The sequence below is a fragment of the Vibrio sp. V38_P2S17PM301 genome (assembly GCF_009904845.1).
GTDB classification, from domain to species: domain Bacteria; phylum Pseudomonadota; class Gammaproteobacteria; order Enterobacterales; family Vibrionaceae; genus Vibrio; species Vibrio proteolyticus.
Map to the genome: position 1 here is coordinate 93,647 of NZ_WXWO01000108.1, position 23,418 is coordinate 117,064.

Sequence of the window (23,418 nt, forward strand, 5' to 3'; positions counted from 1 at the left end):
ACGACGAAATAAGACGTCGCACTCTATTCCCGGAAAATACAGTGAGTGATGTGGATACGTAATTTGGGTACGGTGAACTCAGACGGTGCAGCTCGTTGCACTTGTTGGGTTTGTACGGCACCAGAGAAGAGCAGGGCGATCAGAATCAGTAGCGGCGTCAAGGTTTCCAGATTTGCCAGAGACTGGGTGAGTAGCTTCTCTGTCAGCTTACACGGTGACGCTGAGCTTTCAGCTTGTGTGTCGTGGCTGTCATCAACATTGACGGACAGAGACGGCTGAGGAGCGTTCTGATACGCGGTAGTGGTTTTCACTGCGCACAGCACGACCACCATCACCGCTAGCAGCAGTGATAAATACGCGGATGTGGTTCGGCGGAATAGGCGCACAGTAAACTCTTTGTTGATGTTCAATAAGCGATTCAAAGGCTAGAGGTTTTTGCACAAAGATCAAGTCTGTTTTCACGTGGAATTGTAACCGGATCCTGTGTCTGGCCAGTGGATAATGTCTGGTACGTTAATGCAGTCAGATGTATAACAATGTTGATTAATTGTTATTGATGGTTTTGGGTCTGAATGGGTGAGACATTCGTTTTAATGTCAGTCATCATTGTTTCTAACTGTAACATCAAAACTTATCTCAATGACTTTGATGATTTTTATCTTTCTGCATGAAAAGAAAGGCTTTTTCTTTTTGATAAATGTGTTTTTATCGTTTTATATCATTTTATGCAACTTTCTCTGTTTCCATAGATACATTGAATCTAACTGTTAACCGGGTGGTAACAAACTCGGTGACGGTGGACCAAAAAACACAACAAAATATGGAAATAAAAAATGAATAAAAAGCTTATAGCTATGGCAGTGGCTACTGCGGCGTTTGGATCACAGGCATTCGCAGTAGAACTTTACAACAATGCAGGGACCACGTTTTCAGTGGGTGGTCATGTTTCTGTTGGTCTCGGTGGCTCTGAACAGGGCGATACGGAAGTCCAGCAGGTTTCTCCACGTATCAATTTCAATGCGACTCAGGATATTGGCAATGGCTTTACCGCCGATGCAAAAGGAGAGTGGGCGCTGAACTATCTTGATGGCGGTGAAGAGTCGTTTTCGACGCGTCTGGGCTACATTGGGCTGACGCACGACAGCTACGGCCGGATTGTTGTGGGCACACAATGGTCACCGTATTACGACGCCGCGGGTATTGCTGATATGCCGATCGCTTATGCGAACGACTTCTTGTATGACGATCATGGCCCGCTGGGCACAGGCCGTGCGGATAAAATGATTTCGTACCGCAACGGGTTCAGTTTCGGTGATGTCGGTGAATTCTCGTTTGGCTTAGGCTGGCAGGGGTCGAAAACCGATGAATTGAATGCCGCCAACGTCAAATATGATGACCGCGTACAAGCGGCATTGACGTATAAGATTGCTGGGTTCAGCTTCAACTATGCGTACAACACGGGTGATGTTCAATGGACAAGCGCGAAAGACACTGCGGTGTCGAACATGCTCAGCGCCAGCTACGGTACCTATGGTAAAGGTTTGTATGTGGCGGGGGTTTATGCCATGAACGAATACATGAATCGTGGCCTGGAAGAGTCCATTGCGATGGAAGGTCTGCTGGCTTACGCGTTTGCCAACAGCCTGAATATCAGTATCAACTATGAAGGTGTGGAAGACGACAAGAACAACGACACCATCTACAGCCAAATGGCACTGCAGGCCGAATACAACTTTACGCCAAGCTTTGTCGGCTTCGCTGGCTATCAGTTCGATTTGGGCAATGACATCGATGTCGCTGAAGATGACATGTGGTTGCTGGGTGTGCGTTACTACCTATAAACTCGTCCCACTCTGTCCAAGAGTAATTATTGACGCTTGCTCCATTAGGAGCAGGCGTTTTTTTGTACATCTTCACGTATGTGGCACGTTGCATTTGAAATGTGATTTTTATGTACTACGGTTGAAGTGTTCGTGATGTATCAGTGCCTTAGCTCTGATTCGAACTCGTTATTAAACCAGTAATACGGACATTATAAGATGAAGATGAAATTATTAGCTGCAGCAGTGGCAGCGACAGCATGTGGTACTCAAGCCTTCGCAGCGCAAGTTTACAACAACGAAGGTACAACTCTGTCCATCGGCGGTCACGTTTCCGTGGGTGTCGGTGAATACGATGGCGGCGTTAACTACGACGGTTCTGATGAAGTTCAGGTTAATCAGGTTTCTCCACGTATCAATGTGGCGGGATCGCAAGATCTGGGCAACGGTGTCGTTGTCGACGCAAAAGGTGAATGGTCTCTGAACTACCTGGAAGGTGGTGACAACTCTTTTGCAACTCGTTTGGGCTACATTGGTGCAACACACGATGACTACGGTCGTCTGGTGGTGGGTACTCAGTGGTCGCCATACTACGATGTCGGTGGTATTGCGGATTTACCAATCGCGTTCGCGAACAACTTCTTGTATGACGATCAATACGATCTGGGTACTGCCCGTGCCGAACGTATGGTCAGCTACCGCAACGCTTTTGCGATTGGCGATGTGGGTGAACTGGCTATGGGTCTGGGCTGGCAAGGCGAGCACGACATGTACGATGCACGTATCCAGGCAGGTCTGACATTCTCTTTCAGTGCGTTCTCTATCGGTTATGCCTACAGCGGCGGTGACGTGGGTGTAGGTAGTCAGGAAAACGCAGAATCCAGCATTTTCTCAGCGAAGTACGGCAGCTATGGTTCAGGTCTGTACGTGGCTTTGGTTTACGCCATGAACGACTACATGAACGATGGATTTGCCGGTGGCAAAGTCAAAGACAGCGATGCGTATGAAGCGTTGGTCGCGTACGGTCTGGGCAACGGCCTGAACCTAAGCATCAACTACGAAGCAGTCGAAGACAATGACGACAGCGATACCGTATTCAGCCAGACGGCTCTGCAAGCAGAGTACAACTTCACACCGAAGCTGGTTGGTTTTGCAGGGTATCAGTTCGACTTGGGTAACGATTACAACAGCGATGAAAACGATGAGTGGATCATCGGTGCTCGTTACTACCTATAACTAGAATCTACTGCCTAAACACACCAACTTGTGTTTGCGCCTGTTCGTTTTGGACAGGCGTTTTATTTTTGGGTCATCGGGCCGCCATCAATCCGATGGCACGCGGATAACCAAAGAGAATGAAGTCGCAGAATGGGGCTGCGATCTTACTTTTGCAACGAAGTTCATTGATTTACTTCTGAATTTTTTCAACTAGGCTAAAATCTGCTCTCTTATTCACATCAGGGAAGAGTTTATGCAATCCGTTCGCTTACAGGATAAAGTCATTACGCCGTCCAAGATATTGTGCATCGGCCGTAACTATCTCGAACACATTCAGGAGTTGAACAATGCGGTGCCAGATGAAATGGTGGTGTTCAACAAAGCCAATTCCTGTATCAGTCAGCGTCTGCATTCCTTTCGTGATGAGCGCCTGCACTACGAAGCGGAGATCTGTTTTGTCGTTGAAAACGGTCAGTATAGCGGAGTGGGTCTTGGCCTCGACCTGACCAAACGTGAATTGCAGTCAAAACTCAAAGCCAAAGGGTTGCCGTGGGAACGGGCGAAAAGCTTTGATGGTTCTGCGGTCTTTAGTCGTTTCCTGCCGCTCAGTGGCATTGATATCAATGCGTTACAACTTGAACTGTTCATCAACTGTGTTCGCGTACAATGCGGAAAAGTGACGCAAATGATGTACCCACCACTGACGATTCTTGATGAACTGAAAAGTTACACGACGCTGAATGATGGCGACATCGTGATGACCGGGACGCCACAGGGAGTCGGAGAAGTACATCAGGGGGATGTTTTCCTCGGGCGTTTAAAATGCGGTGAGCAAACGCTGATCGAAATTGAATGGCTCGCTGACTGAAACAAATTCCTTTACCTTCACCCAAGGGCAAAGCGTAACCTCCGTGATGAGTGACATCTATCAGCGGAGGTTTTTTTATGGGTTGTTGTAATCAGGCACCGAATGGTGGCAGCGGAAACTTAGGATTGTTGGTGAAAGTCACCGTAGTGCTCGCCGCCGTTATCGTGTTGCTGACGTTCTTTTTCGGTTAGCTCTAAACGACACGCTTAATGGGCAAATACCCACAGATTCAGCAGCAGAAAGACGGCCATGCTGATGAGCGTGGTGAGTAATACGTTACGCGTTTTCCAGGCCAGTAGGGCCGCCAGTGCCGCCCCCCAAATGTACGGATTGTCGGCGGCCACCCACAACTGGCCCTGTTCGGGCATAAACACAATCGGTGCCCAAATCGCGGTCAAAACCGCTGGGCTGGAGTAGCTCAGCAGACGTTGTGCCTGAGGATTTAGTCTGAGTGGCAGTTTGGGCTCCAGAAACAGGTAGCGACTGAGAAAAACCAGTGCCGTCATGGCAAGAATGGATACGATCACCATTGTTAAACTCCTTTCTTTCGCCAGGTTTCACATAAATAACCGGCCAGCATTCCGCCGATACTGGCGATCATCAGGGCTCCTTCCACTTGCCAGTGATTCAGCATCACAGACAATACCAGAGAGACCATTACCGCCGTCACGACCGGTAGGTTGACAACATGTGGTATGACCAACGCAATGAAGGTCGCCGCAACGGCAAACTCTAGGCCAAGTTGATTCAGTGCGGGGATGTAGCTGCCCGCGATGATGCCAGCCAGTGTGGCTGCGTTCCAGGCGAGATAAAAACTCAACCCGGCACCGAGCGCATACCAGCGGTTAAATTGTTTCTCAGACTGTTGTCCGCAAACAGCGAACAGTTCATCAGTCAGGAGGAAACCCAGTGCCAACCGCCATTTGAGTGGCATTGGGCTGACCTTTTGGCGCATGGATACACTGTAAAGAAAGTGACGCGACGTGATGAAAAATGTGGTCAGCAACAAGGTTGCCAAGCCCGCACCTGCTTTCAGCATACCGGTCGCGACCAGTTGTGCCGAGCCCGCAAACAGAATCGCGGATAGCGCCTGGCTTTCAAGCGCGTTGAGTCCGGCATCAATGGCAAACGAACCCGCCAGAAGTCCCCAGGGAATCACAGCCACACTCAGTGGAATCATGGCAACAGTACCCCGCCAGAAAAGTTTACGCGGGCAGTCAGATGAAGAAGTTTGCAAAACGGTGGTATCCATAGCGTTATCGTTATCGAAAAATCATGAGGTTATCTAGCCACAAAACATCCAGTGAGGATTGCACAAAATTGCTATGCCAGGTGCATCATCGTAAGCGGATGGAGGTCAGATATTGTTTCGGGGTTATTCCCATGGCTCTTTTAAAGTGGCGATGCAAATGGCTTTGATCGTGAAAGCCTGCTTCCTGAGCGGCATCGGAAATCGAATGGCCACGTCTTAGCAGCGACCGGGCGCAGCGTAATCGAGACTGGATTTGGTAGGCGTGCGGAGGAAAACCAAATGCTTTCTGGAAAGTCCGCACCAGATAGTAAGGGCTGAGTCCGGCCAGTTTTGCCAGATCTTCCAGTGACACATCTGCCTGAGGAAAGTCGTCCAGAAACTCTTTCACCAGCAGGAGTTGTTTTTGACTGCGACTGACGGGCGGCTCATCAACCCTACGTTTACCGTGCCGGCAAATCAGCTTGACCAATGAGCCGTATACCAGCGTTTCTCGCAGCAAGCGGTTGTCAGAGTGTGTCAGCGTGTCAAACACCAGACGCAGTTGCTGTGCCATCTCGGGGTCATACACCACAGGTTCAGGGAAGTAAGGGATTCCAAGCCCAGACGAACCGGCATTTTCGGTTAACGCGGAGAATTGTTCAGGCAATGGATACATGGCTTTGTACTCCCAACCATGGTCGGTGGCGGAGTGACCATTATGGACTTCATCGGCGTTGACGAGGATGATGCTGTCTTGTGGGGCCACGTGATTGCCCCCCGTTCGGTAAAAGCGCTGGGCGCCTTTTTCTATCACCCCGATCGTAAAGCCTTCATGGCTGTGACGAGAAAAGTTCTGATGCTTGTATTTAGCATCCAGTAATTCCAGGCCGCCAAGCTCTTTGGCTAACTGAAAGTTTGCGGTTTCAGTAAAGTGCTCTGCGTTCTTTGCCATCTTATGCCCGTTGTTTAAATCCATCCTGTCTCAGCCTAGCGTAAGTCGTTTCGCCTGTTTTGTACAAAATTGCTTTTTTCGTCATGACAGCTTAGGTTAAAAAATAATCTCAAACGCTCTATTTTTACGCTCTTATTGAGTGGTTTGTAATGGATTGTTTTTCTTGGCTGATATAAAATCCGGCGCTTTCCTGATTCCATAATATTATTCCTATGATCGATCTTTCCATTTTGCCAGTATATCTGACGGCCGTCGTCGCCTTACTGCTGCTTCCCGGCCCCGACATGTTGTTGATTGCCAGCTCCAGTATGAGCTATGGCCGCCGTGTGGGTCTGTTTGCCAGCTTGGGTAACGCGACCTCTGGAATTATCCTGACTCTGCTGGCCGCGATTGGGGTGTCGACGTTGATTGCTATGAGCCCTCTTGCGCTCAAAGCCTTGCACGTACTGGGCGGAGCATATCTGCTTAAAATGGGATGGGATTGCTTGCGCGCAGAAGCAAGTGCAGCGCCTGAACTGGACGCCGGAGTCACGATGGCCCGAACCTTCTATCAGCGTGCACTGATCAGTAATCTGCTCAACCCCAAAGCCTTGGTGTTTTTCGTCATGTTCCTGCCTCAGTTTGTGTCCACCAATATTGACGCTTCGTCGGGAGAACAAATGCTGGTATTGGGATTGCTGCTGAATGTCCTCGGTCTGACGTTCAATCTTGTCCTGGTAGCGCTGGTTGGCTCACTAGGACGCTCGTTGTTGTCCAATCAGCGTTTTCGAACTTATCAGCATAAGTTTATGGGCGCGATCTTTATCTTGCTGGCGCTCTGGATGCTGAGTGGCTTCACACTCTGAAGCAGCAGAGCAAGACGACTTAAGGGCTTTTCTGGTAGAAAAGCCCTTTGTTTATCGAAGGACAGTAATGAAACATGGACATTGATTTTGTACAACATCCGGATGAAGCGGATTATCAGACCGTACGCCAGGGCATCATTCGTTACAACCGTCCGCACTTTTCCAAACAGGACGTGACTCCCGTGGCGTGTTTCGCGCGCAATGATCTCGGGGAGGTAAAGGGTGGCCTGACGGGAGAAATCTACGCCAATACGCTGTTTGTTGAGTTCCTCTGGGTGGATGACAGTCTGCGCAGTGAAGGGGTCGGGCGCCAGCTCATGTTGCGTGCAGAAGCAGAGGCAAAAGCGCTGGGCGTGACTCACTTGTATCTGGATACGTTTACCTTTCAGGCCAGAGAATTTTACATCAAGCTGGGGTTCGAAGAAGTCGGGCGATATACCGGTTACCCGACTCGCGGCGTGGATAAAATCTTTTTACAGAAATCCATTGGCTAACAAAAGCAAAAAGCAGCCTGAAAGGCTGCTTTTTGATTCCAATGGTGATTGGCTCAGAGCGATGTCTGATGGAAATCAATCAGTTCATTCATTTGCGCTTCGGCGCGTTGATAGGCCCGCTCATAGCTGTCGCTGTCGGTGAATTGGCCGACCACTTCGTAGTAGCATTTTAATTTAGGCTCAGTACCGGAAGGGCGTACCACCACTCGGGCACCGCCTGCCAGGTGGTAGATCAATACGTCACTAACCGGCAAATCAATAGGCAGCGTTTTACCATCGATGGTTGTTCGGGTAGACGTTTTGAAGTCCTCGATGACTTCGACATTCATCCCTGCAATCTCTGATGGCGGATTGGCGCGTAACTTATCTCCGACCGGAGGTGCGCCAGGATCGAGTGCGATGGAGCGTTGCGCATTAATGTACATGCCGTGCTGACGGTAAATGGCCTCAAGTTGATCCCAGATGGTTTTACCCTGGCTGTACAGCTCTGCCGCTAGCTGAGCAAAGGCCACCAGCGCAGATAAGCCATCTTTATCCCAGACTTTATTCCCGACGGTGTAACCCAGCGCTTCTTCGTAAGCGAACAGGAACTGGTGTTGATCACTCTGCTTCTGCATGGCAACGTTGGTCAGCCATTTAAATCCGGTTAGCGTCTGGTAGTACTCGGCGCCCGCCGCTTGAGCGACTTTGCTGAGCAAGCTTGAAGAGACGATGGTATTCCCCACCAGTTGTTTGTCCGGAGTCGGGCTTTTGGCCAACAAGTAATGGCCAAACAAGGTCCCGACCTGATCGCCGGTCAGCATTTGATAATCACCATCCGGCTTGCGTACTGCTACAGCGAAGCGGTCTGCGTCCGGGTCGTTGGCACACGCCAGTTGCGCCCCATGTTTTGCGGCCAGTGCCATAACCATGTCCATGGCGCCTGCTTCTTCCGGATTAGGGAAATTCACCGTTGGGAATGCGCCATCTGGCTCACGTTGCTCCACAACGCTGTAAACCTGATGAAATCCGGCATCTTTGAGCAACGTCTCGGCCATGTCTGCGCCGACACCGTGCATGGCGGTGTAAGCCAGACCAATGGCGTCTGGCTTCGTATGGTTAGCCAGCAACTCGTTGTTGTTCATGACCTGGCGATAAGTCTGGTAGTAATCGTCTGTTAGCCACACCAGTAAACCTTGTGCTTCGGCTTGATCTAAAGGCATCAGTGCCAGAGGTTGAGTGGCGGCCTGATCGATTTTGGCCGCAATACCGGAGTCGTGTGGGGGAATGATCTGTGCTCCATTTTCCCAATAGACTTTGAAGCCATTGTATTCTGGAGGGTTGTGACTGGCAGTGACTACGACGGCCGCAGCGGCACCAAAATGCATCACGCCAAATGCCACCACGGGCGTTGGGGCGACTTTATGTGTCAGGTAGACTTTAATACCCTGAGCCGCCAGTGCGGCGGCGGTATCGTGAGCAAATTGCTGCGAATCCGGACGCCCGTCATAACCAATCACTACGCCACGATGGGCGGCCTGTGGGATCTGTTCGGTGAGGTAGTGGCCCAAACCGGTTGCAGTTTCCTGAATCACCAGGCGGTTCATACGGTTTGGTCCGCAACCCACTTTGCCACGTAAGCCTGCGGTACCAAATTCAAGACGGGACTTGAAACGATCATCAAGCTCAGCAGTGTTATTCGCCTCAATGAGGGCTTTGAGTTCTTGTTGAGTTCTTGGATCTGGGTCTCTTTCAAGCCACTGAGTGATCTTTTCCATTGTTAATCCAACCTTTGTTTATGTGTTAAATGAATATTAAGTGATATTCATTATCATTTGTGGGGGCGCAATCGCTAAACTGATCATAACTCTTGTTATCTCATTGAGCGAATTGTCAAAAATTACCTTTTAAAGGCGTTGCACACTTTAGTTTGGACTTTCTTGCGCATTCGATAATCATTAACTAACGTTAATTAACATAAATATAACAAATTGTGCCGAATTCGCTGTTTCTACGGAAGTTTTCCTAAACAGTACCTCTCAGGTACTGGGGGGACAGAGGAGAAATCTTTTGATGAAAAGATCACTGATCGATCCAAGGACGCTGACCAGTTTTCTGTTTGTTGGTTTCGCCTTTCCTGCTATGTCTGCCGAACACTCACTGAACATGACGCGTGGTGTGACGGAGATAAGTGGCAAAGTATATGAGCTGCACATGCTCATCTTTTATATCTGCTGTGCCATCGCCATCGTGGTGTTTGGCGCGATGTTCTATTCCATTTTTAAACACCGCAAATCGAAAGGCGCGGTGGCCGCTCATTTCCATGAAAGCACCCGGGTTGAAATTGTCTGGACGGTTATTCCCATCATTATTCTGGTGTTGATGGCGATTCCGGCGACCAAAACACTCGTTGCCATGGAGGATACGTCCCAGTCTGATTTGACGATAAAAATCACCGGTTCTCAATGGAAGTGGCATTACAGCTACTTCAACGAAGAGGTGGAATTTTTTAGCTTGCTGTCGACCAGTCAAAAGTCGATAGAAGGGGTGGAAGAGAAAGGGGCGCACTACCTGCTTGAAGTCGACAACCCGCTGGTGGTGCCGATTCATCGCAAAATTCGTTTTCTGCTGACTTCTGACGACGTGATCCACAGTTGGTGGGTGCCGGCATTCGCCGTTAAAAAAGATACGGTACCTGGCTTTATCAATGAGGCCTGGACACGTATCGATGAACCCGGGGTTTACCGGGGTCAATGTGCCGAGTTGTGTGGTAGAGCGCATGGCTTTATGCCGATTGTAGTGCAAGCCATGGAAGAGGCTGATTATGAGCAGTGGCTGAGTGATAAGAAAGCCGAGCTGGCTCAAGCCAAGCAGGAAGCAGCATCAGCATTGACCGCATCGCTGTCAAAAGAGGAATTGATGCAACAGGGTGAAAGCGTCTACACCGCCCGCTGCGCTGTGTGTCATCAGGCCAACGGAATGGGGGTCCCGGGGGCATTTCCGGCGATTAAAGGCAGTAAAGTGGCTACCGGCGATCTGGATGTGCATCTGGATACCATTGTCCATGGTCGACCGGGTACAGCAATGCAGGCATTTGCCAATCAGCTGACCGACAAGGAAATCGCGGCAGTGGTGACATATCAGCGTAATGCATGGGGCAACGATACCGGCGATGTGGTTCAAGCCTCTGACGTCAATGCATTCAAAATGCAGGGCCAGGAGTCTAAGGAGGGGCAATGAATACGTCCACTGACACAAACGCAAAATCGGCGCCAGTTGCGGATGCTGAACTGAGTCGGTCCAATTCAACCATCGCGATTGATGAACCAGATCATCATGCTGCGCCGAGTGGGATTGCCCGCTGGATCTACTCCACCAACCACAAAGACATCGGAACGCTTTATCTGTGGTTCAGTTTTGCCATGTTCTTGATCGGTGGTGCGATGGCGATGGTGATCCGGGCGGAGCTGTTCCAGCCGGGATTGCAGTTGGTTGAACCCGAATTTTTTAACCAAATGACGACCGTGCATGGTTTGATCATGGTGTTTGGTGCGGTGATGCCTGCTTTTACCGGTCTGGCAAACTGGATGATTCCGCTGATGATTGGTGCGCCGGACATGGCGTTACCAAGGATGAACAACCTGAGTTTCTGGATTCTGCCTTTCGCTTTTCTGATTTTGTTATCGTCCTTGTTTATGCCGGGTGGCGGGCCGAATTTTGGCTGGACGTTTTACGCTCCGCTCTCGACCACCTACGGGCCCGATAGCACCGCCTTGTTTGTGTTTTCTGTCCACATCATGGGGATCAGTTCGATCATGGGGGCGATCAATGTCATCGTCACCATCATCAATATGCGTGCCCCTGGGATGACTTGGTTCAAAATGCCCATGTTTGTCTGGACCTGGTTGATCACAGCGTTTTTGTTGATTGCCGTGATGCCGGTGCTGGCGGGAGCCGTGACCATGGTGTTGACCGATAAATACTTTGGTACCAGCTTTTTTGACGCCGCTGGTGGCGGAGATCCGGTGATGTTCCAGCACATTTTCTGGTTCTTTGGGCATCCGGAAGTGTACATCATGATCCTACCGTCATTTGGCATTATTTCCGCCATTGTACCTGCGTTTAGTGGTAAGAAGTTGTTTGGTTATCATTCGATGGTCTATGCCACGTGCAGTATCGCGTTGTTGTCATTTCTGGTTTGGGCGCATCACATGTTCACCACGGGCATGCCAGTTTTCGCTGAGTTGTTCTTCATGTATTGCACCATGTTGATCGCGGTTCCGACCGGGGTCAAAGTGTTTAACTGGGTGGCGACCATGTGGCGGGGTGCGATGACGTTTGAAACGCCGATGCTGTTTGCCATCGCGTTCATTGTCCTGTTCACCATCGGTGGTTTTTCCGGCCTGATGTTGGCGATCGTACCGGCCGATTTTCAGTATCACGACACCTATTTCGTGGTTGCTCATTTCCATTATGTACTGGTGTCCGGCGCCGTCTTCTCCATCATGGCGGCTGCGTATTACTGGCTACCGAAGTGGACAGGGCACATGTATGACCAAACCCTCAGTCGTTGGCATTTTTGGTGTTCGGTGATTTCCGTCAACGTGTTGTTTTTCCCGATGCACTTTCTGGGGTTGGCTGGCATGCCCCGGCGGATCCCGGATTATGCCATCCAATTTGCAGACGTGAACCAGATTGTCTCGATTGGCGGTTTTGCTTTTGGCCTGTCGCAGCTGATTTTTCTCTGGGTGGTGATTAAGTGCATCAGAGAGGGAGAACAGGCGGAAGCCAAGCCTTGGGAACGTGCAGAGGGATTGGAGTGGACGGTTCCTAGCCCGGCGCCGCACCATACGTTCTCTACTCCGCCTAAGGTGGACTGAAGCAAGGGGGCACCATGGACGATTCTCACGGCAAGAACAAAAAGCTGACCCTGAAACTGCTGGTTGCGGTTGTGGCCATGTTTGGGTTTGGTTTTGCTCTTGTGCCGCTGTATGACGTGATGTGTGAGCAGTTGGGTATCAATGGCAAAACCAATACCGTCTCAGCCATTCAGCCACAGGGAATGGTGCCCGATGAGTCGCGGACCATCCGGGTGGAATTTATGGCGCACATCAGTCATGACATGCCCTGGAGTTTTAAACCCGAGAAGACATCACTGAACGTCCATCCCGGTCAGGTGATTCAGACCGCGTATCTGGCCAAAAACTTGTCCGGACACAAAATTGTCGGTCAGGCGGTACCCTCTGTTTCTCCGGGGTTAGGGGCAACTTACTTTAATAAAATCGAGTGTTTTTGTTTCAATCAGCAGCCGCTTGATGGCAACGGGTATGCAGAGATGCCACTGATCTTTTACATCGAGCCGGACATTCCGGAATCGATCCATACTTTGACGCTCTCTTACACCCTTTATGACATCACAGCGAAATCAACGGATGTGGTGCAGGTATCGACCGATGCCGCGCGCCGTACTGAGAATCAAGGAGCGACACAATGAGCTCAAAACATCAGAGTTACTACGTTCCGGCGCAAAGCAGCTGGCCCATTGTTGGCGCCCTGGCACTGTTTCTGGTGGCGCTCGGGGCCGGACTAACGGTACAGAGTTTAGGCGCAGAAGGGCATGCGGGTGTGTTTGGTAAAGTGGTATTACTGATCGGTTTTATCGCCTTACTCTACATTCTCGCCGGATGGTTCCGCAGTGTGATCATGGAGTCCATGTCCGGATTGTATTCAGAGCAGATCACGCGCTCGTTTCGTCAGGGGATGAGTTGGTTTATTTTCTCTGAAGTGATGTTTTTTGGCGCATTTTTCGGTGCTCTTTTTTATGCTCGCATCATTTCGGTTCCTTGGTTAGGTGGCGCGGGCAACAACGTCATGACCAATGAAGTGTTGTGGCCAACATTTGAGGCGCTCTGGCCGTTAACGCAGACACCGGGCGGAGAGACTACCGAAGCCATGCCCTGGCAAGGTATTCCGCTGTTCAATACGGTCATCTTACTAATGTCGTCAATTACGTTGCAGATGGCACACATCAGCCTGGAAAAAAACAAACGCATGGCGCTGATTGTGTGGCTGGAGATCACCATCGTTCTGGCCGGTTTCTTCCTGTACTACCAGAGTGTGGAGTATGCGCATGCGTATCAGGAAATGGGGCTTACCCTGCAGTCTGGCATTTATGGCAATACCTTTTTTATGCTCACTGGCTTTCATGGCTTGCATGTGTGTTTGGGGACGATTTTTCTGATCGTATTGCTGGCCAGAATTGCCAATGACCACTTTACCCCCAAAAACCATTTCGCATTTCAGGCGGGGAGCTGGTACTGGCACTTTGTGGATGTAGTGTGGCTATGCCTGTTTGTCTTTGTGTATGTGCTTTAGTAAGGACGAGGATTGGGTTCCAGCCAGCCTCCAAGCAGAGCAATGATGAGTAATACGACTACCACAGCGGACAGCAGAACCCGGCGACCCAAATAGTGACTCATAGGGCGGGCATTGTCGTCATCCGGAGAGCGAACCATCTGTACCAGCGCGCGAGCCAGGTTGAAAATGATGAACAGTAAGAGTAGGACCAGTAAGACTTTGAATGCCAATATCATTTCAGCTCCTAGTAGCAATGTATGGAAGTCTGGCCGCTTTTGGTTCGCCGCCGTACTAACTGTGGTTGTGTTTTCGATTCTGGTCAAACTGGGGCTCTGGCAACTCTCACGGGGAGAGCAAAAATCAGAACTAGAGCACACTCTGGCAGCCAGACAAACACAGCCTGAACGACCTGTTTCGTCGGTTTCAGTTGGTGATGATGTAACCGGTCTGAAAGTCAGCGGGCAATTTAGCCCCGTATCTGGCGCGTATGTGTTGCTGGATAACCAGACTTTTGAGGGCAAAGTCGGCTATCTGGCATATCAGGTGATGACCTCTGGCAAGCAAGCCCTCTTGCTTGAGCGAGGTTTTGTTCCTTCGACCGGAACGAGGCAAGTCCTGCCGGAAGTAGACTGGCTGACGGAGCCGAAAACATTGCAGGGGCGTTTGTATCAGCGAGCGATGAACCCACTCAGTGCGGACTTGGGACTGGAAGAGACCAACCCGATTCGGATTCAGAATCTCGACATCGATGCACTTTCAACATGGTTTGAGATAACCCTAGAGCCGTATGTATTGCAACCCACGGTGCAAAACTGGCCTTACGCGCAGCCGTGGCGGCCTGTGCCACTGAGTTCAACCAAACATTACGGTTACGCGCTGCAATGGTTCTCGATGGCGCTTGCGCTCTTGGTTCTCAGTGGTTGTATATTGATGAAAACGCTGAAAAACAACAAGACAAGGAGTGAAGAATGAATCGTAAATGGAAAGGACGCCTGATTCTGCTGTCGCTGGTCTTTATGTTTGCTTTACCCGCTTTATTGGCAAAAACCGTCCTGATCAATCATTGGTATCAATCCGGTGTGACGAACAAAGGACAGTTGATTGAACCGTCGGTGAGCTATCAGTCACTCGGATTGGTGAATCCGCTGCTCAACCAGAGCTGGCAATTGGCGTACGTGGTTCCTGAACAATGTGATGACTTTTGTCACCGTCAACTGTACCTGCTGAGGCAGAGTCATGTGGCTCTGGGCAAATACCAGCAACGGGTGACGCCCGTGGTGCTAATGACGCCGCACAGTGATAATCGCGTTCTCGGTGACTACGATTTTAATCCCATTGAGGTCAGTCAGGCTTTTGTGGAACAGATCAGTGAGTTTGAGGTGGTCATCGTAGACCCGTTAGGAACATTGGTCATGCGGTACCCTAAAGTTGGGAACGCCTCAGAACTGGCTGCCCAGAGCAAGGATTTGCTGGCGGATTTAAGAAAATTGCTTAAGTTGTCCCGAGTAGGGTAAGCCTTTGATTGCAGGGAGCATGTATGAAGGTTATCTATCTGGTTCGATTCAGTTTGCTGCTGACCGTGTGCGTCATAATGCTGGGGGCATACACCCGTCTGGCTGATGCCGGTTTGGGGTGTCCAGACTGGCCTGGATGCTACGGGCACATGACGGTCCCGAGTTCTACACAGCAGTTGATGCGGGCGGATCAGTTGTTTCCCGGATTGACGGTGGATGCGCCAAAAGCTTGGTTGGAGATGATTCATCGTTATTTTGCCGGTACGTTGGGCATGGTGGTGTTTTTGATCACGGCGCTGTCCCTGCGTGAAAAATCCATTCCTAAAACCTTACCGGTAATGATCTCTGTGTTGGTTGTTTTTCAGGCCTTGCTCGGCATGTGGACGGTGACACTGAAACTGATGCCACTCGTGGTCATGGGGCATCTGCTGGGCGGTTTTACGTTGTTATGCGCGTTGTCTTTTCTGCATTGGTTACTCACTCTGTCGATACACCGCGACAGCCATGTAGCAGCGTCGTCTTCTCTGCGCTTTCTGGCCTTAGGGACCTTGCTGGTTGTCATCGGACAAATCGCTATTGGTGGCTGGACGTCCTCGAATTACGCTGCGCTGATGTGCACAGACTTACCCATTTGTGAAGGTAACTGGGTACAGCATCTGGACTTTCGCACGGCGTTTACGCCCGTGCACTTTGGTCATGACAGTTACGAGTTCGGTGTATTGGAGTATGGAGCCAGAATGACGATTCATGTGACGCATCGTATCGGCGCTCTCCTGACCATGTTGATGGTTCTTACTTTGGCGTATCACTGTTTTCGTCACCCTAGTGGCCAATTACGAACCGCAGCGATTCGGTTGAGTCTGGTCCTGGCGATGCAAATATTGCTGGGGGTGAGTAACGTGATGTTTAGCCTGCCACTTCTGAACGCGGTCGCCCACAATTTGGGGGCCGCGGTGCTATTGGTGATGGTGTTGCATACCAACTATCTGTTGCGACAACCCGATTCGGTTCCAGTTCTGAATAAGGAGAGCATTCAATGAGCAAGTCTATTTCTGTTTCTCAAAGCGCTTTCCAGGCGCGTTCCGGGTGGCGAACCTATCTGACACTAACCAAGCCCAAAGTGGTGGCACTGATGTTGTTAACGGCACTGGTTGGTATGTGTTTGGCGGTGTCTGGACCGCTACCCTTGTGGCCAGCGGTATTGGGACTCAGTGGCATCGCGCTGATGGCTGGTTCAGCGGCAGCGTTGAACCACCTTATTGATAGACGAATCGACGCCATTATGGCGCGCACTTATCAACGCCCGTTACCCTCCGGTGACATTCAGGCGTCTCGAGTGTTTATGTTTGCAACGGCCATCGGTCTGGTAGGATTTGCTATTTTATTCTGGGGTGTGAATGCGCTCACAGCCTGGCTGACATTGGCCAGTTTGCTCGGGTATGCGGTGGTGTACACCATGTATCTGAAACGAGCGACACCACAAAACATCGTTATCGCCGGGATCGCTGGAGCTATGCCGCCACTTCTGGGGTGGACCGCCGTTACCGGGGAGCTGCATGCTCACGCTTGGTTATTGGTAATGATCATCTTTATCTGGACGCCCCCCCATTTTTGGGCACTAGCGATTCACCGTAAAGAGGACTACGCCAAAGCGGATATACCCATGTTGCCGGTCACCCACGGTGAAGACTACACGAAAACATCCATTTTGCTCTACACGATTTTGCTGGCGTTGATTTGTTTGTTGCCTGTGTTGGTCGGCATGAGTGGTACACTTTACCTGGGTGTATCGACAATCCTCAGCGCTGGTTTTATTCATTCTGCCTGGACACTGAAATATGCGCCGCAAAGTGATTCCGCCATCACGACATTTAAATTTTCGATTTATCATCTGATGGTGTTATTTGTGGCGTTGCTGGCTGACCACTATTTAGCGTTTTAGGTGATTTAGGCGCCTTCGCTCGAGGCGCCGGAACATCAGGGATAACCCCAATTTCAGTGCCTGACAATCCTGATACCACTTATCGACGTTATCGAACTCAATGGCATTTACGTTGGCCATTCTCTTTTTCTGGATATGAACTCAGTTACCTTAATAATATCAGAGAGATATTTTACTCTATCCGCCACAAAGAACTTGGTCAGGTCTCGAAAATCAACCAGATCCTAAGCGATATTTTGTTGGTGAATCAGGTTTTACCATCCGGATCTGATAACAGCGCCGGATTGTGGTAAACATGTTTGTTCTGGATAGTTATTGAACAATTATTACAAAAGGTAACCCTATGGCACGCATCAGCGCAGTAGAAAAAGAGCGCAAAAAGCGTATCTATGACGCGGTGATTTTCAACATCTTTATCAATGAAGGCTGGGAATACATTACTTATGAACGACTCAGCACAGAGTTGGATGTGAGAAAATCGACGTTGCAAGGCTATTACCCGACCCGGGCGCATTTTAGTACCGCGCTTCAGGACAAAGTCTTGCCGCTCATGATCGAAAAACTCAATTTTGCAAACAAAGACGCGTTTATTGACTCCTGGCAACAGGCGTTAATGGAAACGCGTTTTTTGATGGTTATCCGTATGTTTATTGGCAGTGCGCTGTCACCGGAAACCAGCAACGGTACTCGCCAGAGCCTCAATCACCTGCAACGGGAAATGCAACGCACCATGTCACAGGAGGAGGCAGACAGTGCGATTCGTGCTGTCATGGGGGATTCGATGGTGTTTATTATCAATCAGTAAGCCACCATTATTGTCAATTGGGCGGGAAAGACGGGATTTCCTGCCCAAGCCTCGTTACTTCCCACTTTCTACTCCTTCTTTCTCGAGTGTCGGTCTGCGTGATTTTTGACCAGGTTCGCGTGCTCATCCGCAGTCGTTTTGTGACTTAAGTATGTATAGTACTGCGTACTCTCAATAATTTTTACGTTGATAAGTGCCTGAAAAGAGTGATGGTGAAATAGGTGTTTTTGCAATTTTTAGAGTTTATTCGGAACCTTTTTCGTTATTTTAAAGCCTTTTCTTTGCTGTATATTAATTTTTACATCAACTTGTTTGTGTAAATGATTTGGTTATATTGCCTTTCTTTTAAAATAATGGTTGCGAGTCTGGTTTTTAATGGATAAGTTACAGGGAAGAGGAATAATCAGAGTTGAACAATTATGCATCAATTTTAATGCAAATGAGTTTAACCACCGCAATATAGGAAGAAGTAAGCATGTTCCAAACTGATGATGTACGAATTAACCGAGTTAAAGAATTATTGCCGCCAGTTGCGGTTTTAGAGAAGTTTCCTGCGACAGAGACTGCTGCTTCGACCACGTTTCAATCCCGAGAAGCGATTGCAAAAATTTTGAAAGGCGATGATGACCGTCTGTTAGTCATCATTGGGCCTTGTTCTATTCACGATCCGCAAGCGGCGATTGAATACGGTAAGCGCCTGAAAACTCTGCGTGATGAACTCGGGGACCGTTTGGAAGTGGTGATGCGCGTCTATTTTGAAAAGCCTCGTACCACCGTGGGTTGGAAAGGCCTGATCAATGACCCGTACCTGAATGATACGTTTAAAATTAACGACGGCCTACGGATGGGACGCAAGCTGCTTTTGGATCTGACCGATATGGGTATGCCAACGGCAAGTGAGTTTCTGGATATGATCACACCGCAATACGTGGCAGATCTGATTAGTTGGGGAGCCATTGGTGCGCGTACAACGGAATCTCAGGTACACCGTGAGTTGGCATCGGGTCTGTCCTGTCCGGTGGGCTTTAAAAATGGCACCGACGGTAACATCAAGATCGCCTCTGATGCGATTCGTTCTGCCGGCGCTTCTCACCATTTTCTTTCTGTCACTAAGTACGGCCATTCTGCGATTGTTGAAACCGCGGGCAACCCGGATTGCCATATTATTCTGCGTGGTGGTAAAGAGCCAAATTACAGTGCTGAGCACGTCCAAGCCATCAAGAGTGAATTGCAGGCGTCAGGTCTGCCACAAAAAGTGATGATTGATTTCAGCCATGCGAACAGTTCAAAACAATATCAGCGTCAGATGAATGTCGCGGAAGACGTCAGTGCGCAAATGGCAGCGGGTGAAGAGGCTATTTTCGGCGTGATGATTGAATCGCATTTAGTCGAGGGGCGTCAGGATTTGATGGATGGAAAAGCATCCACGTATGGGCAGTCTATCACCGATGCGTGTATTGGTTGGGAAGACACGGAGAAAGTCTTGCGCCAATTGGCAGATGCTGTGACCGCACGTCGCAACGCTTAATCACTCAACCGCCATACAATCCAAGGTAAAAAGAGGCCCGATTCAATCGGGCCTCTTTTGCATTTGTGACAAAAGAATAATAAAGGCTCTCATTGAGAGCCTTTATGCCATTCAAGCAAGTTTATTTAAGTGTTGCTACCGATGGAGCGGAGACTAAAGTCCCTGCTGCAAGAAACTCACCGTTGCTGGTCTGCATTTGTGCATAGTTCGGAAGATCCGAGTTATCGCTTTGCTGAGGCGCGACGAATGTCGAGTGCAGCGCGGTGCTGTTAAACTGTACAAAGCTTGCCGCTCCATCACTAAGAGCGGTGCTTGAATTCACCGTCGCCAGACCCAGTTTCGCAGCCAGTGGCTCGGTACCGGCAAACGGCGCGTTGGTCACTGAGTTCGGCACCGTGTCGTCTTGGTCCACTTCCGTCATGTAAAATGGAATGTTCACTTTGTCTGAGGTCAGCAGATTACTCGCATTGGTATACGGATCAACGGTATCCAGCACAGTTTGCGCCGCGTAAGCAAATTCGCTGAATCCACCTGCCAGTGTCGCCAGCGTTTCTGCTGTGGCCATTGACTCAAACTGCTCATAACACTCTTTTTGTTTATCTGCGGAACAGCTGCTGTCTGCGTAAGATTTGTAGTCAGCGGACAGGGCTGAAGTCAGGTTGTGCTTGATCTGCGGCCCAAACTCGCTGGAGCCCAACAACAGATTTGCGATCTGACCACCTGAGTTTTGAATTGACGCACCACTGAAGCTGTACAGCATGTCCGCGGCATCGCTACCGAGCGATTTATTGCCTGCCGCCACGGCTGTCGTGCCGACGATCCCACCTAGAGAGTGACCCAGCAGTTTTACTTCGGAACCTGTCATTGGGTTAAACGACTGCAGTGGTGATCCCACCAGCAAACCGGCTTGCAGTGACGTGACCAGGCTGGCGCGCAGTCCCAGCACATCCAGCACACTCTGGCGCACGTTGTCACGCGCTACCGCCAGATTGTTCAGGTTGAGGTAAGCCAGTACATCCGCGTTTGCGGAGCGGCTGTCATCCAGACTACGGCTGCCGTGTAGCGGCAGGTCAATCGCGATGACTGCAATGCCTGCTTGAGCAAGGTTAAACGCAAAAGCGTACGAGTTTTCTTTCGCAGAAGTAATGCCGTGCTGGTAAATCACCACATTGGTCGGGTTACCGCCGTTTGGCGTAAATAGCAGGAACTCCGCATTTTGCAGTGATTTCACCTGCGGTACCGGCGCGTAGCGGGTTAGAATACGATCCGCGTCCAGCACAGAGCCGTCAGATTTGGTCAGTGTCAGACCAACCAGTTTCAGCTGCTCCGTCACATCGGTCGCAAGTTTGGTGGCATCAATGCCCGCCGCCAGCAATTGCGCGCCGATAATGGCTTTTTCGTTGTCATCAGCCAGCGCCTCTTTAATCAGTGCCAGACTTGGCATGGCTGATTCCATCGGTTGGCTGTTCCAGTCGGCGTCAGTTTCAAGATAATAAGGTAGCGCCACTTGTCCGTGAGTGACATTCACGTCTGCACCAGAGCCTGTATACAACGCTTTAATGCCGGCTTTTTTAGTGCCGTCAGGGTCAATGTATTTGTCGAAGTCGGCGTCGTTATCGATGGCAGTATTGAAGTCCTGCGTTGTACCGAACACCATCGCGTAAGCAGTCGAGAGATCGACGTTGTTCGGGTTGGCGCCGTCTTTCCAGACACTGGCCAGGCCACCGTCTTGATTCAACGCAGTGGCAGTTGCGCCTTTAACGGCGTACAACGTGTCGCCGACAGACTGGGTGCTAAACCAGGTTGAATAGATGATGTCAGTGGTGTCCGCGATACCCGCCATAGTAAAGATGGTTTCGACACCCTGAGTGACCTGCTGAGCGGATGCCACTGCGCCGGTTTCATAAATCTTGGATTTCGATTTCAGAGCGGCGTAACTGCTGGATGTGCCCACCGGATCGCCGTTGACGTCAGTGACTTCATCGGTGATGGCAAGAATGTATTCGCTGCTTGGGTTGAGGTCTTTTCTCAGCACAATATTAATCCGATCGCTGGCGGAATCCGCTACAGCGACAAAATCGGTCCCCTGAACCAGCACTGATTTCACGCTGGGTGAGCCTGTCATGCTGTCGGTCAGTTCAACCAGATAAATGCCGGAAGTGACCAGTCCGTCAGCCAGACCTGCGCCTTCAAAATCCATCAGCAGTGGCATGGTCGTGGACCAGCCATCCATAGTGCCCATTGAGGCACGCGGGTTGGTGAGTTCGTCATCCCCTTCGGTTGGGATTTCCAGCGTACCGTCGCTGGTATTCATTAGCGCGAAAGAGGGCAGGGGCACACTGGCATTGGTACCTTGTAAGGCGAATTTAATCGTCGTATCGCGGCTCAGTGCTTCCTGAATGTAAGATTCGTACTGCGGTTCGTTGGTGCTGCTGGATGAGTTGTCACCACAGCCTGCCATTAGCAAGGCAGCCTTCAGCAGAGAAAGTTTAATTCCGTGTTTCATGATGAGAGCTCCTTGCTGGTTAGAAAGCGTAGTTCAATTGGACGGACCCGATATATGCGTTACCTTCAGAGTCGAAGGTCAGCTCATTACCCAGGGCATCCGTTTCTTTAAACGAACCATCTTTACTCCGTACAAGAGCAAAACCGGCATCCACACTCAGATTCTGACTGTAGATATAAGTGAGGCCGGCCGAGTACCAGTAACGGTCGCTGTCTGGAATACTCAGTGTGGCTTCACCTGCCTGTTCATCGTACGCAAAGCCGATGCGGCCAATCCAGTTCTGGTTAAACTGGTAGGTGCCACCCAGAGACCAGCGACCATTGTCGTCGTAGTCTTCTTTCTTGAGGAAACACTCGCCAGCTGTGCCGTTATTGCAGTCAGATGAAGTGGCTTTCAGCTCAGTGAAGGTGCTCCAGTCGGTATGTTGGTAGCTGTAGTGAACGGCAAACGCTTCGGTGATTTGGTGGAAAGCAGAGATTTCCCAGATGGCTGGCAAGCTGATTTCAAGGCGCCCGTCGACGGTTGACTTTGAGGCAATGCCAGAATCGTAGCTTTTGAACTCACCATCGTCGAAGTCCAGATCCACTTTTGATCGGTAACCGAAGCCAAAGCGGTTATTTTGATTGATTTCATACATGGCGCCCACATTCCAGCCCCAGCCGAATGTATCGCCTTCCAGACCAATCAATTTGTCTGAAGCACTGCCACCAAAAAATGGGGCCAACGCACCTTTGTGACGTGTCAGTTCCGCTTGTGCATACACTAGGTTCACACCGGCACCGATACTGAAATTGTCATTGATTCGGTAGGCCACACTAGGGTTAAGGTTTACCGAGATCAGTGACGTATCACCAGCCAGATCGCCGGCCTGAATGTTGTCCGGATAATCCGTGGCAACGCCGTAGGTGGTGAACATACCGATGCCCCAGGCCCACTTTTCGTTTACCGGGCTGATGTAATAAGCCGCTGGAACGAACTGGACTGGTGCCACATCTTTAGCGGACTCGCCATTGGTGCGATCCCATACGTCGACTTCCGGATCGATCACCGTCAGTGCACCGGAGAACTGAGCGCGATCGAAGAGTGTCATAGCAGAAGGGTTTCGCGCCAGAACTGCGGCATTGTCGGCAACGGCTGCCTCACCGGAGAAGGCACGTCCCAAGCCAGATGCAGAGTGCTCGGCAACCTGGAAGCCCGCAGAATGAGCTTGTGTCGCCATCAGAATGCACAGGGAGAGCGTTGAATAGTGCTTCATGTTCATTGTTGGACCTCCAAGGACCATGGTTTTTATAGTTAGTTCTCAATGATGTTAAAATTGTGTTACCGGAATGTCAAAGAAACTGTTTGATTAATATGTGA

At 50.2% G+C, this 23,418-nt stretch carries 23 protein-coding genes; 15 read left to right on the plus strand and 8 right to left on the minus strand.

Translation table 11 applies throughout. The features are described from left to right. Nucleotides 1-23 precede the first annotated feature (23 nt). Entirely contained in the window at nucleotides 24-386 is a 363-nt protein-coding gene (locus CAG64_RS22960) for a hypothetical protein (RefSeq protein WP_161457833.1), read from the minus strand. A gap of 447 nt (nucleotides 387-833) precedes the next feature. Here CAG64_RS22960 and CAG64_RS22965 point away from each other — a divergent pair, with 447 nt between their 5' ends. The 3 genes from CAG64_RS22965 (at nucleotide 834) to CAG64_RS22975 (ending at nucleotide 3,906) form a co-directional block, all read left to right on the plus strand. Next, a complete protein-coding gene (locus CAG64_RS22965) occupies nucleotides 834-1,841 on the plus strand; it encodes a porin (protein WP_161457832.1) in 1,008 nt (335 codons plus the stop codon). Between the two features lie 198 nt (nucleotides 1,842-2,039). Further along, entirely contained in the window at nucleotides 2,040-3,056 is a 1,017-nt protein-coding gene (locus tag CAG64_RS22970; RefSeq protein ID WP_021706200.1) for a porin, read from the plus strand. Between the two features lie 235 nt (nucleotides 3,057-3,291). Next, nucleotides 3,292-3,906 (plus strand): fumarylacetoacetate hydrolase family protein, encoded by a 615-nt coding sequence (locus CAG64_RS22975; protein ID WP_161457831.1) that lies wholly within the window; start codon nucleotides 3,292-3,294, stop codon nucleotides 3,904-3,906. A 206-nt stretch (nucleotides 3,907-4,112) separates the two neighbouring features. On the opposite strand, the gene CAG64_RS22980 is transcribed toward CAG64_RS22975, so the two are convergent. The 3 genes from CAG64_RS22980 to CAG64_RS22990 all read right to left on the minus strand — a co-directional run bounded on the left by CAG64_RS22980 (nucleotide 4,113) and on the right by CAG64_RS22990 (nucleotide 6,089). Then, nucleotides 4,113-4,436 (minus strand): AzlD domain-containing protein, encoded by a 324-nt coding sequence (locus CAG64_RS22980; protein WP_161457830.1) that lies wholly within the window; start codon nucleotides 4,434-4,436, stop codon nucleotides 4,113-4,115. Between the two features lie 2 nt (nucleotides 4,437-4,438). Then, on the minus strand, nucleotides 4,439-5,158 hold the full coding sequence (locus CAG64_RS22985; RefSeq protein WP_161453342.1) for an AzlC family ABC transporter permease: 720 nt from the start codon (nucleotides 5,156-5,158) through the stop codon (nucleotides 4,439-4,441). Nucleotides 5,159-5,243: 85 nt separating this feature from the next. Next, entirely contained in the window at nucleotides 5,244-6,089 is an 846-nt protein-coding gene (locus tag CAG64_RS22990; protein WP_161453341.1) for an AraC family transcriptional regulator, read from the minus strand. Between the two features lie 212 nt (nucleotides 6,090-6,301). On the opposite strand from CAG64_RS22990, the gene CAG64_RS22995 reads away from it, so the two are divergent. Both CAG64_RS22995 and CAG64_RS23000 read left to right on the plus strand, forming a co-directional pair. After that, nucleotides 6,302-6,934 (plus strand): LysE family translocator, encoded by a 633-nt coding sequence (locus CAG64_RS22995; protein ID WP_161457829.1) that lies wholly within the window; start codon nucleotides 6,302-6,304, stop codon nucleotides 6,932-6,934. Between the two features lie 74 nt (nucleotides 6,935-7,008). After that, nucleotides 7,009-7,428: a GNAT family N-acetyltransferase gene (locus tag CAG64_RS23000; protein ID WP_161457828.1), complete on the plus strand. Its 420-nt coding sequence runs from the start codon at nucleotides 7,009-7,011 to the stop codon at nucleotides 7,426-7,428. 53 nt (nucleotides 7,429-7,481) lie between these two features. On the opposite strand, the gene CAG64_RS23005 is transcribed toward CAG64_RS23000, so the two are convergent. After that, nucleotides 7,482-9,185 (minus strand): phospho-sugar mutase, encoded by a 1,704-nt coding sequence (locus CAG64_RS23005; protein ID WP_161457827.1) that lies wholly within the window; start codon nucleotides 9,183-9,185, stop codon nucleotides 7,482-7,484. Nucleotides 9,186-9,480: 295 nt separating this feature from the next. On the opposite strand from CAG64_RS23005, the gene coxB reads away from it, so the two are divergent. The 4 genes from coxB to CAG64_RS23025 are packed head-to-tail and all read left to right on the plus strand — an operon-like array spanning nucleotide 9,481 to nucleotide 13,782. Further along, the gene (gene coxB, locus CAG64_RS23010; RefSeq protein ID WP_161457697.1) at nucleotides 9,481-10,647 is read left to right on the plus strand and encodes a cytochrome c oxidase subunit II; all 1,167 of its coding nucleotides are present in this window, start codon (nucleotides 9,481-9,483) and stop codon (nucleotides 10,645-10,647) included. Then, the gene (gene ctaD, locus CAG64_RS23015) at nucleotides 10,644-12,287 is read left to right on the plus strand and encodes a cytochrome c oxidase subunit I (protein ID WP_021706191.1); all 1,644 of its coding nucleotides are present in this window, start codon (nucleotides 10,644-10,646) and stop codon (nucleotides 12,285-12,287) included. Before coxB ends, ctaD begins: the two co-directional genes overlap by 4 nt. 14 nt (nucleotides 12,288-12,301) lie before the next feature. Beyond that, the gene (locus CAG64_RS23020) at nucleotides 12,302-12,901 is read left to right on the plus strand and encodes a cytochrome c oxidase assembly protein (RefSeq protein ID WP_021706190.1); all 600 of its coding nucleotides are present in this window, start codon (nucleotides 12,302-12,304) and stop codon (nucleotides 12,899-12,901) included. Further along, complete coding sequence (locus CAG64_RS23025) at nucleotides 12,898-13,782, plus strand: cytochrome c oxidase subunit 3 (RefSeq protein WP_161457696.1); 885 nt, start codon at nucleotides 12,898-12,900, stop codon at nucleotides 13,780-13,782. The genes CAG64_RS23020 and CAG64_RS23025 overlap by 4 nt, the downstream gene beginning before the upstream one ends. Here the strand turns inward: CAG64_RS23025 and CAG64_RS23030 are convergent. Continuing rightward, nucleotides 13,779-14,000, minus strand: a complete 222-nt coding sequence (locus tag CAG64_RS23030; protein ID WP_021706188.1) for a DUF2909 family protein — start codon at nucleotides 13,998-14,000, stop codon at nucleotides 13,779-13,781. The two genes, CAG64_RS23025 and CAG64_RS23030, sit on opposite strands and share 4 nt — an antisense overlap. Nucleotides 14,001-14,067: 67 nt before the next feature. Here CAG64_RS23030 and CAG64_RS23035 point away from each other — a divergent pair, with 67 nt between their 5' ends. The 6 genes from CAG64_RS23035 to aroG all read left to right on the plus strand — a co-directional run bounded on the left by CAG64_RS23035 (nucleotide 14,068) and on the right by aroG (nucleotide 19,553). Beyond that, complete coding sequence (locus tag CAG64_RS23035; protein WP_337247479.1) at nucleotides 14,068-14,736, plus strand: SURF1 family protein; 669 nt, start codon at nucleotides 14,068-14,070, stop codon at nucleotides 14,734-14,736. Next, the gene (locus CAG64_RS23040; protein ID WP_161457694.1) at nucleotides 14,733-15,278 is read left to right on the plus strand and encodes a hypothetical protein; all 546 of its coding nucleotides are present in this window, start codon (nucleotides 14,733-14,735) and stop codon (nucleotides 15,276-15,278) included. The genes CAG64_RS23035 and CAG64_RS23040 overlap by 4 nt, the downstream gene beginning before the upstream one ends. A 23-nt stretch (nucleotides 15,279-15,301) precedes the next feature. Continuing rightward, on the plus strand, nucleotides 15,302-16,318 hold the full coding sequence (locus tag CAG64_RS23045) for a COX15/CtaA family protein (RefSeq protein WP_161457693.1): 1,017 nt from the start codon (nucleotides 15,302-15,304) through the stop codon (nucleotides 16,316-16,318). Beyond that, nucleotides 16,315-17,220, plus strand: coding sequence for a heme o synthase (gene cyoE / locus CAG64_RS23050; protein WP_021706184.1), 906 nt, complete (start codon nucleotides 16,315-16,317; stop codon nucleotides 17,218-17,220). Before CAG64_RS23045 ends, cyoE begins: the two co-directional genes overlap by 4 nt. Nucleotides 17,221-17,563: 343 nt before the next feature. Next, nucleotides 17,564-18,025: a hypothetical protein gene (locus CAG64_RS23055; protein ID WP_161457692.1), complete on the plus strand. Its 462-nt coding sequence runs from the start codon at nucleotides 17,564-17,566 to the stop codon at nucleotides 18,023-18,025. Nucleotides 18,026-18,500: 475 nt separating this feature from the next. Next, the gene (gene aroG, locus CAG64_RS23060; RefSeq protein ID WP_021706180.1) at nucleotides 18,501-19,553 is read left to right on the plus strand and encodes a 3-deoxy-7-phosphoheptulonate synthase AroG; all 1,053 of its coding nucleotides are present in this window, start codon (nucleotides 18,501-18,503) and stop codon (nucleotides 19,551-19,553) included. A 121-nt stretch (nucleotides 19,554-19,674) separates the two neighbouring features. On the opposite strand, the gene CAG64_RS23065 is transcribed toward aroG, so the two are convergent. Both CAG64_RS23065 and CAG64_RS23070 read right to left on the minus strand, forming a co-directional pair. Then, a complete protein-coding gene (locus CAG64_RS23065; RefSeq protein ID WP_161457691.1) occupies nucleotides 19,675-22,059 on the minus strand; it encodes a VolA/Pla-1 family phospholipase in 2,385 nt (794 codons plus the stop codon). 19 nt (nucleotides 22,060-22,078) lie between these two features. Then, on the minus strand, nucleotides 22,079-23,320 hold the full coding sequence (locus CAG64_RS23070) for an outer membrane protein transport protein (protein WP_161457690.1): 1,242 nt from the start codon (nucleotides 23,318-23,320) through the stop codon (nucleotides 22,079-22,081). Nucleotides 23,321-23,418: the final 98 nt, after the last annotated feature.

Coding starts and splice junctions, on each gene's coding strand:
- CAG64_RS22965 (WP_161457832.1), top strand. CDS start 834: ATGAATAAAAAGCTTATAGCTATGGCAGTGGCTACTGCGGCGTTTGGA.
- CAG64_RS22970 (WP_021706200.1), top strand. CDS start 2,040: ATGAAGATGAAATTATTAGCTGCAGCAGTGGCAGCGACAGCATGTGGT.
- CAG64_RS22975 (WP_161457831.1), top strand. CDS start 3,292: ATGCAATCCGTTCGCTTACAGGATAAAGTCATTACGCCGTCCAAGATA.
- CAG64_RS22980 (WP_161457830.1), bottom strand. CDS start 4,436: ATGGTGATCGTATCCATTCTTGCCATGACGGCACTGGTTTTTCTCAGT.
- CAG64_RS22985 (WP_161453342.1), bottom strand. CDS start 5,158: ATGGATACCACCGTTTTGCAAACTTCTTCATCTGACTGCCCGCGTAAA.
- CAG64_RS22990 (WP_161453341.1), bottom strand. CDS start 6,089: ATGGCAAAGAACGCAGAGCACTTTACTGAAACCGCAAACTTTCAGTTA.
- CAG64_RS22995 (WP_161457829.1), top strand. CDS start 6,302: ATGATCGATCTTTCCATTTTGCCAGTATATCTGACGGCCGTCGTCGCC.
- CAG64_RS23000 (WP_161457828.1), top strand. CDS start 7,009: ATGGACATTGATTTTGTACAACATCCGGATGAAGCGGATTATCAGACC.
- CAG64_RS23005 (WP_161457827.1), bottom strand. CDS start 9,185: ATGGAAAAGATCACTCAGTGGCTTGAAAGAGACCCAGATCCAAGAACT.
- coxB (WP_161457697.1), top strand. CDS start 9,481: ATGAAAAGATCACTGATCGATCCAAGGACGCTGACCAGTTTTCTGTTT.
- ctaD (WP_021706191.1), top strand. CDS start 10,644: ATGAATACGTCCACTGACACAAACGCAAAATCGGCGCCAGTTGCGGAT.
- CAG64_RS23020 (WP_021706190.1), top strand. CDS start 12,302: ATGGACGATTCTCACGGCAAGAACAAAAAGCTGACCCTGAAACTGCTG.
- CAG64_RS23025 (WP_161457696.1), top strand. CDS start 12,898: ATGAGCTCAAAACATCAGAGTTACTACGTTCCGGCGCAAAGCAGCTGG.
- CAG64_RS23030 (WP_021706188.1), bottom strand. CDS start 14,000: ATGATATTGGCATTCAAAGTCTTACTGGTCCTACTCTTACTGTTCATC.
- CAG64_RS23040 (WP_161457694.1), top strand. CDS start 14,733: ATGAATCGTAAATGGAAAGGACGCCTGATTCTGCTGTCGCTGGTCTTT.
- CAG64_RS23045 (WP_161457693.1), top strand. CDS start 15,302: ATGAAGGTTATCTATCTGGTTCGATTCAGTTTGCTGCTGACCGTGTGC.
- cyoE (WP_021706184.1), top strand. CDS start 16,315: ATGAGCAAGTCTATTTCTGTTTCTCAAAGCGCTTTCCAGGCGCGTTCC.
- CAG64_RS23055 (WP_161457692.1), top strand. CDS start 17,564: ATGGCACGCATCAGCGCAGTAGAAAAAGAGCGCAAAAAGCGTATCTAT.
- aroG (WP_021706180.1), top strand. CDS start 18,501: ATGTTCCAAACTGATGATGTACGAATTAACCGAGTTAAAGAATTATTG.
- CAG64_RS23065 (WP_161457691.1), bottom strand. CDS start 22,059: ATGAAACACGGAATTAAACTTTCTCTGCTGAAGGCTGCCTTGCTAATG.
- CAG64_RS23070 (WP_161457690.1), bottom strand. CDS start 23,320: ATGAACATGAAGCACTATTCAACGCTCTCCCTGTGCATTCTGATGGCG.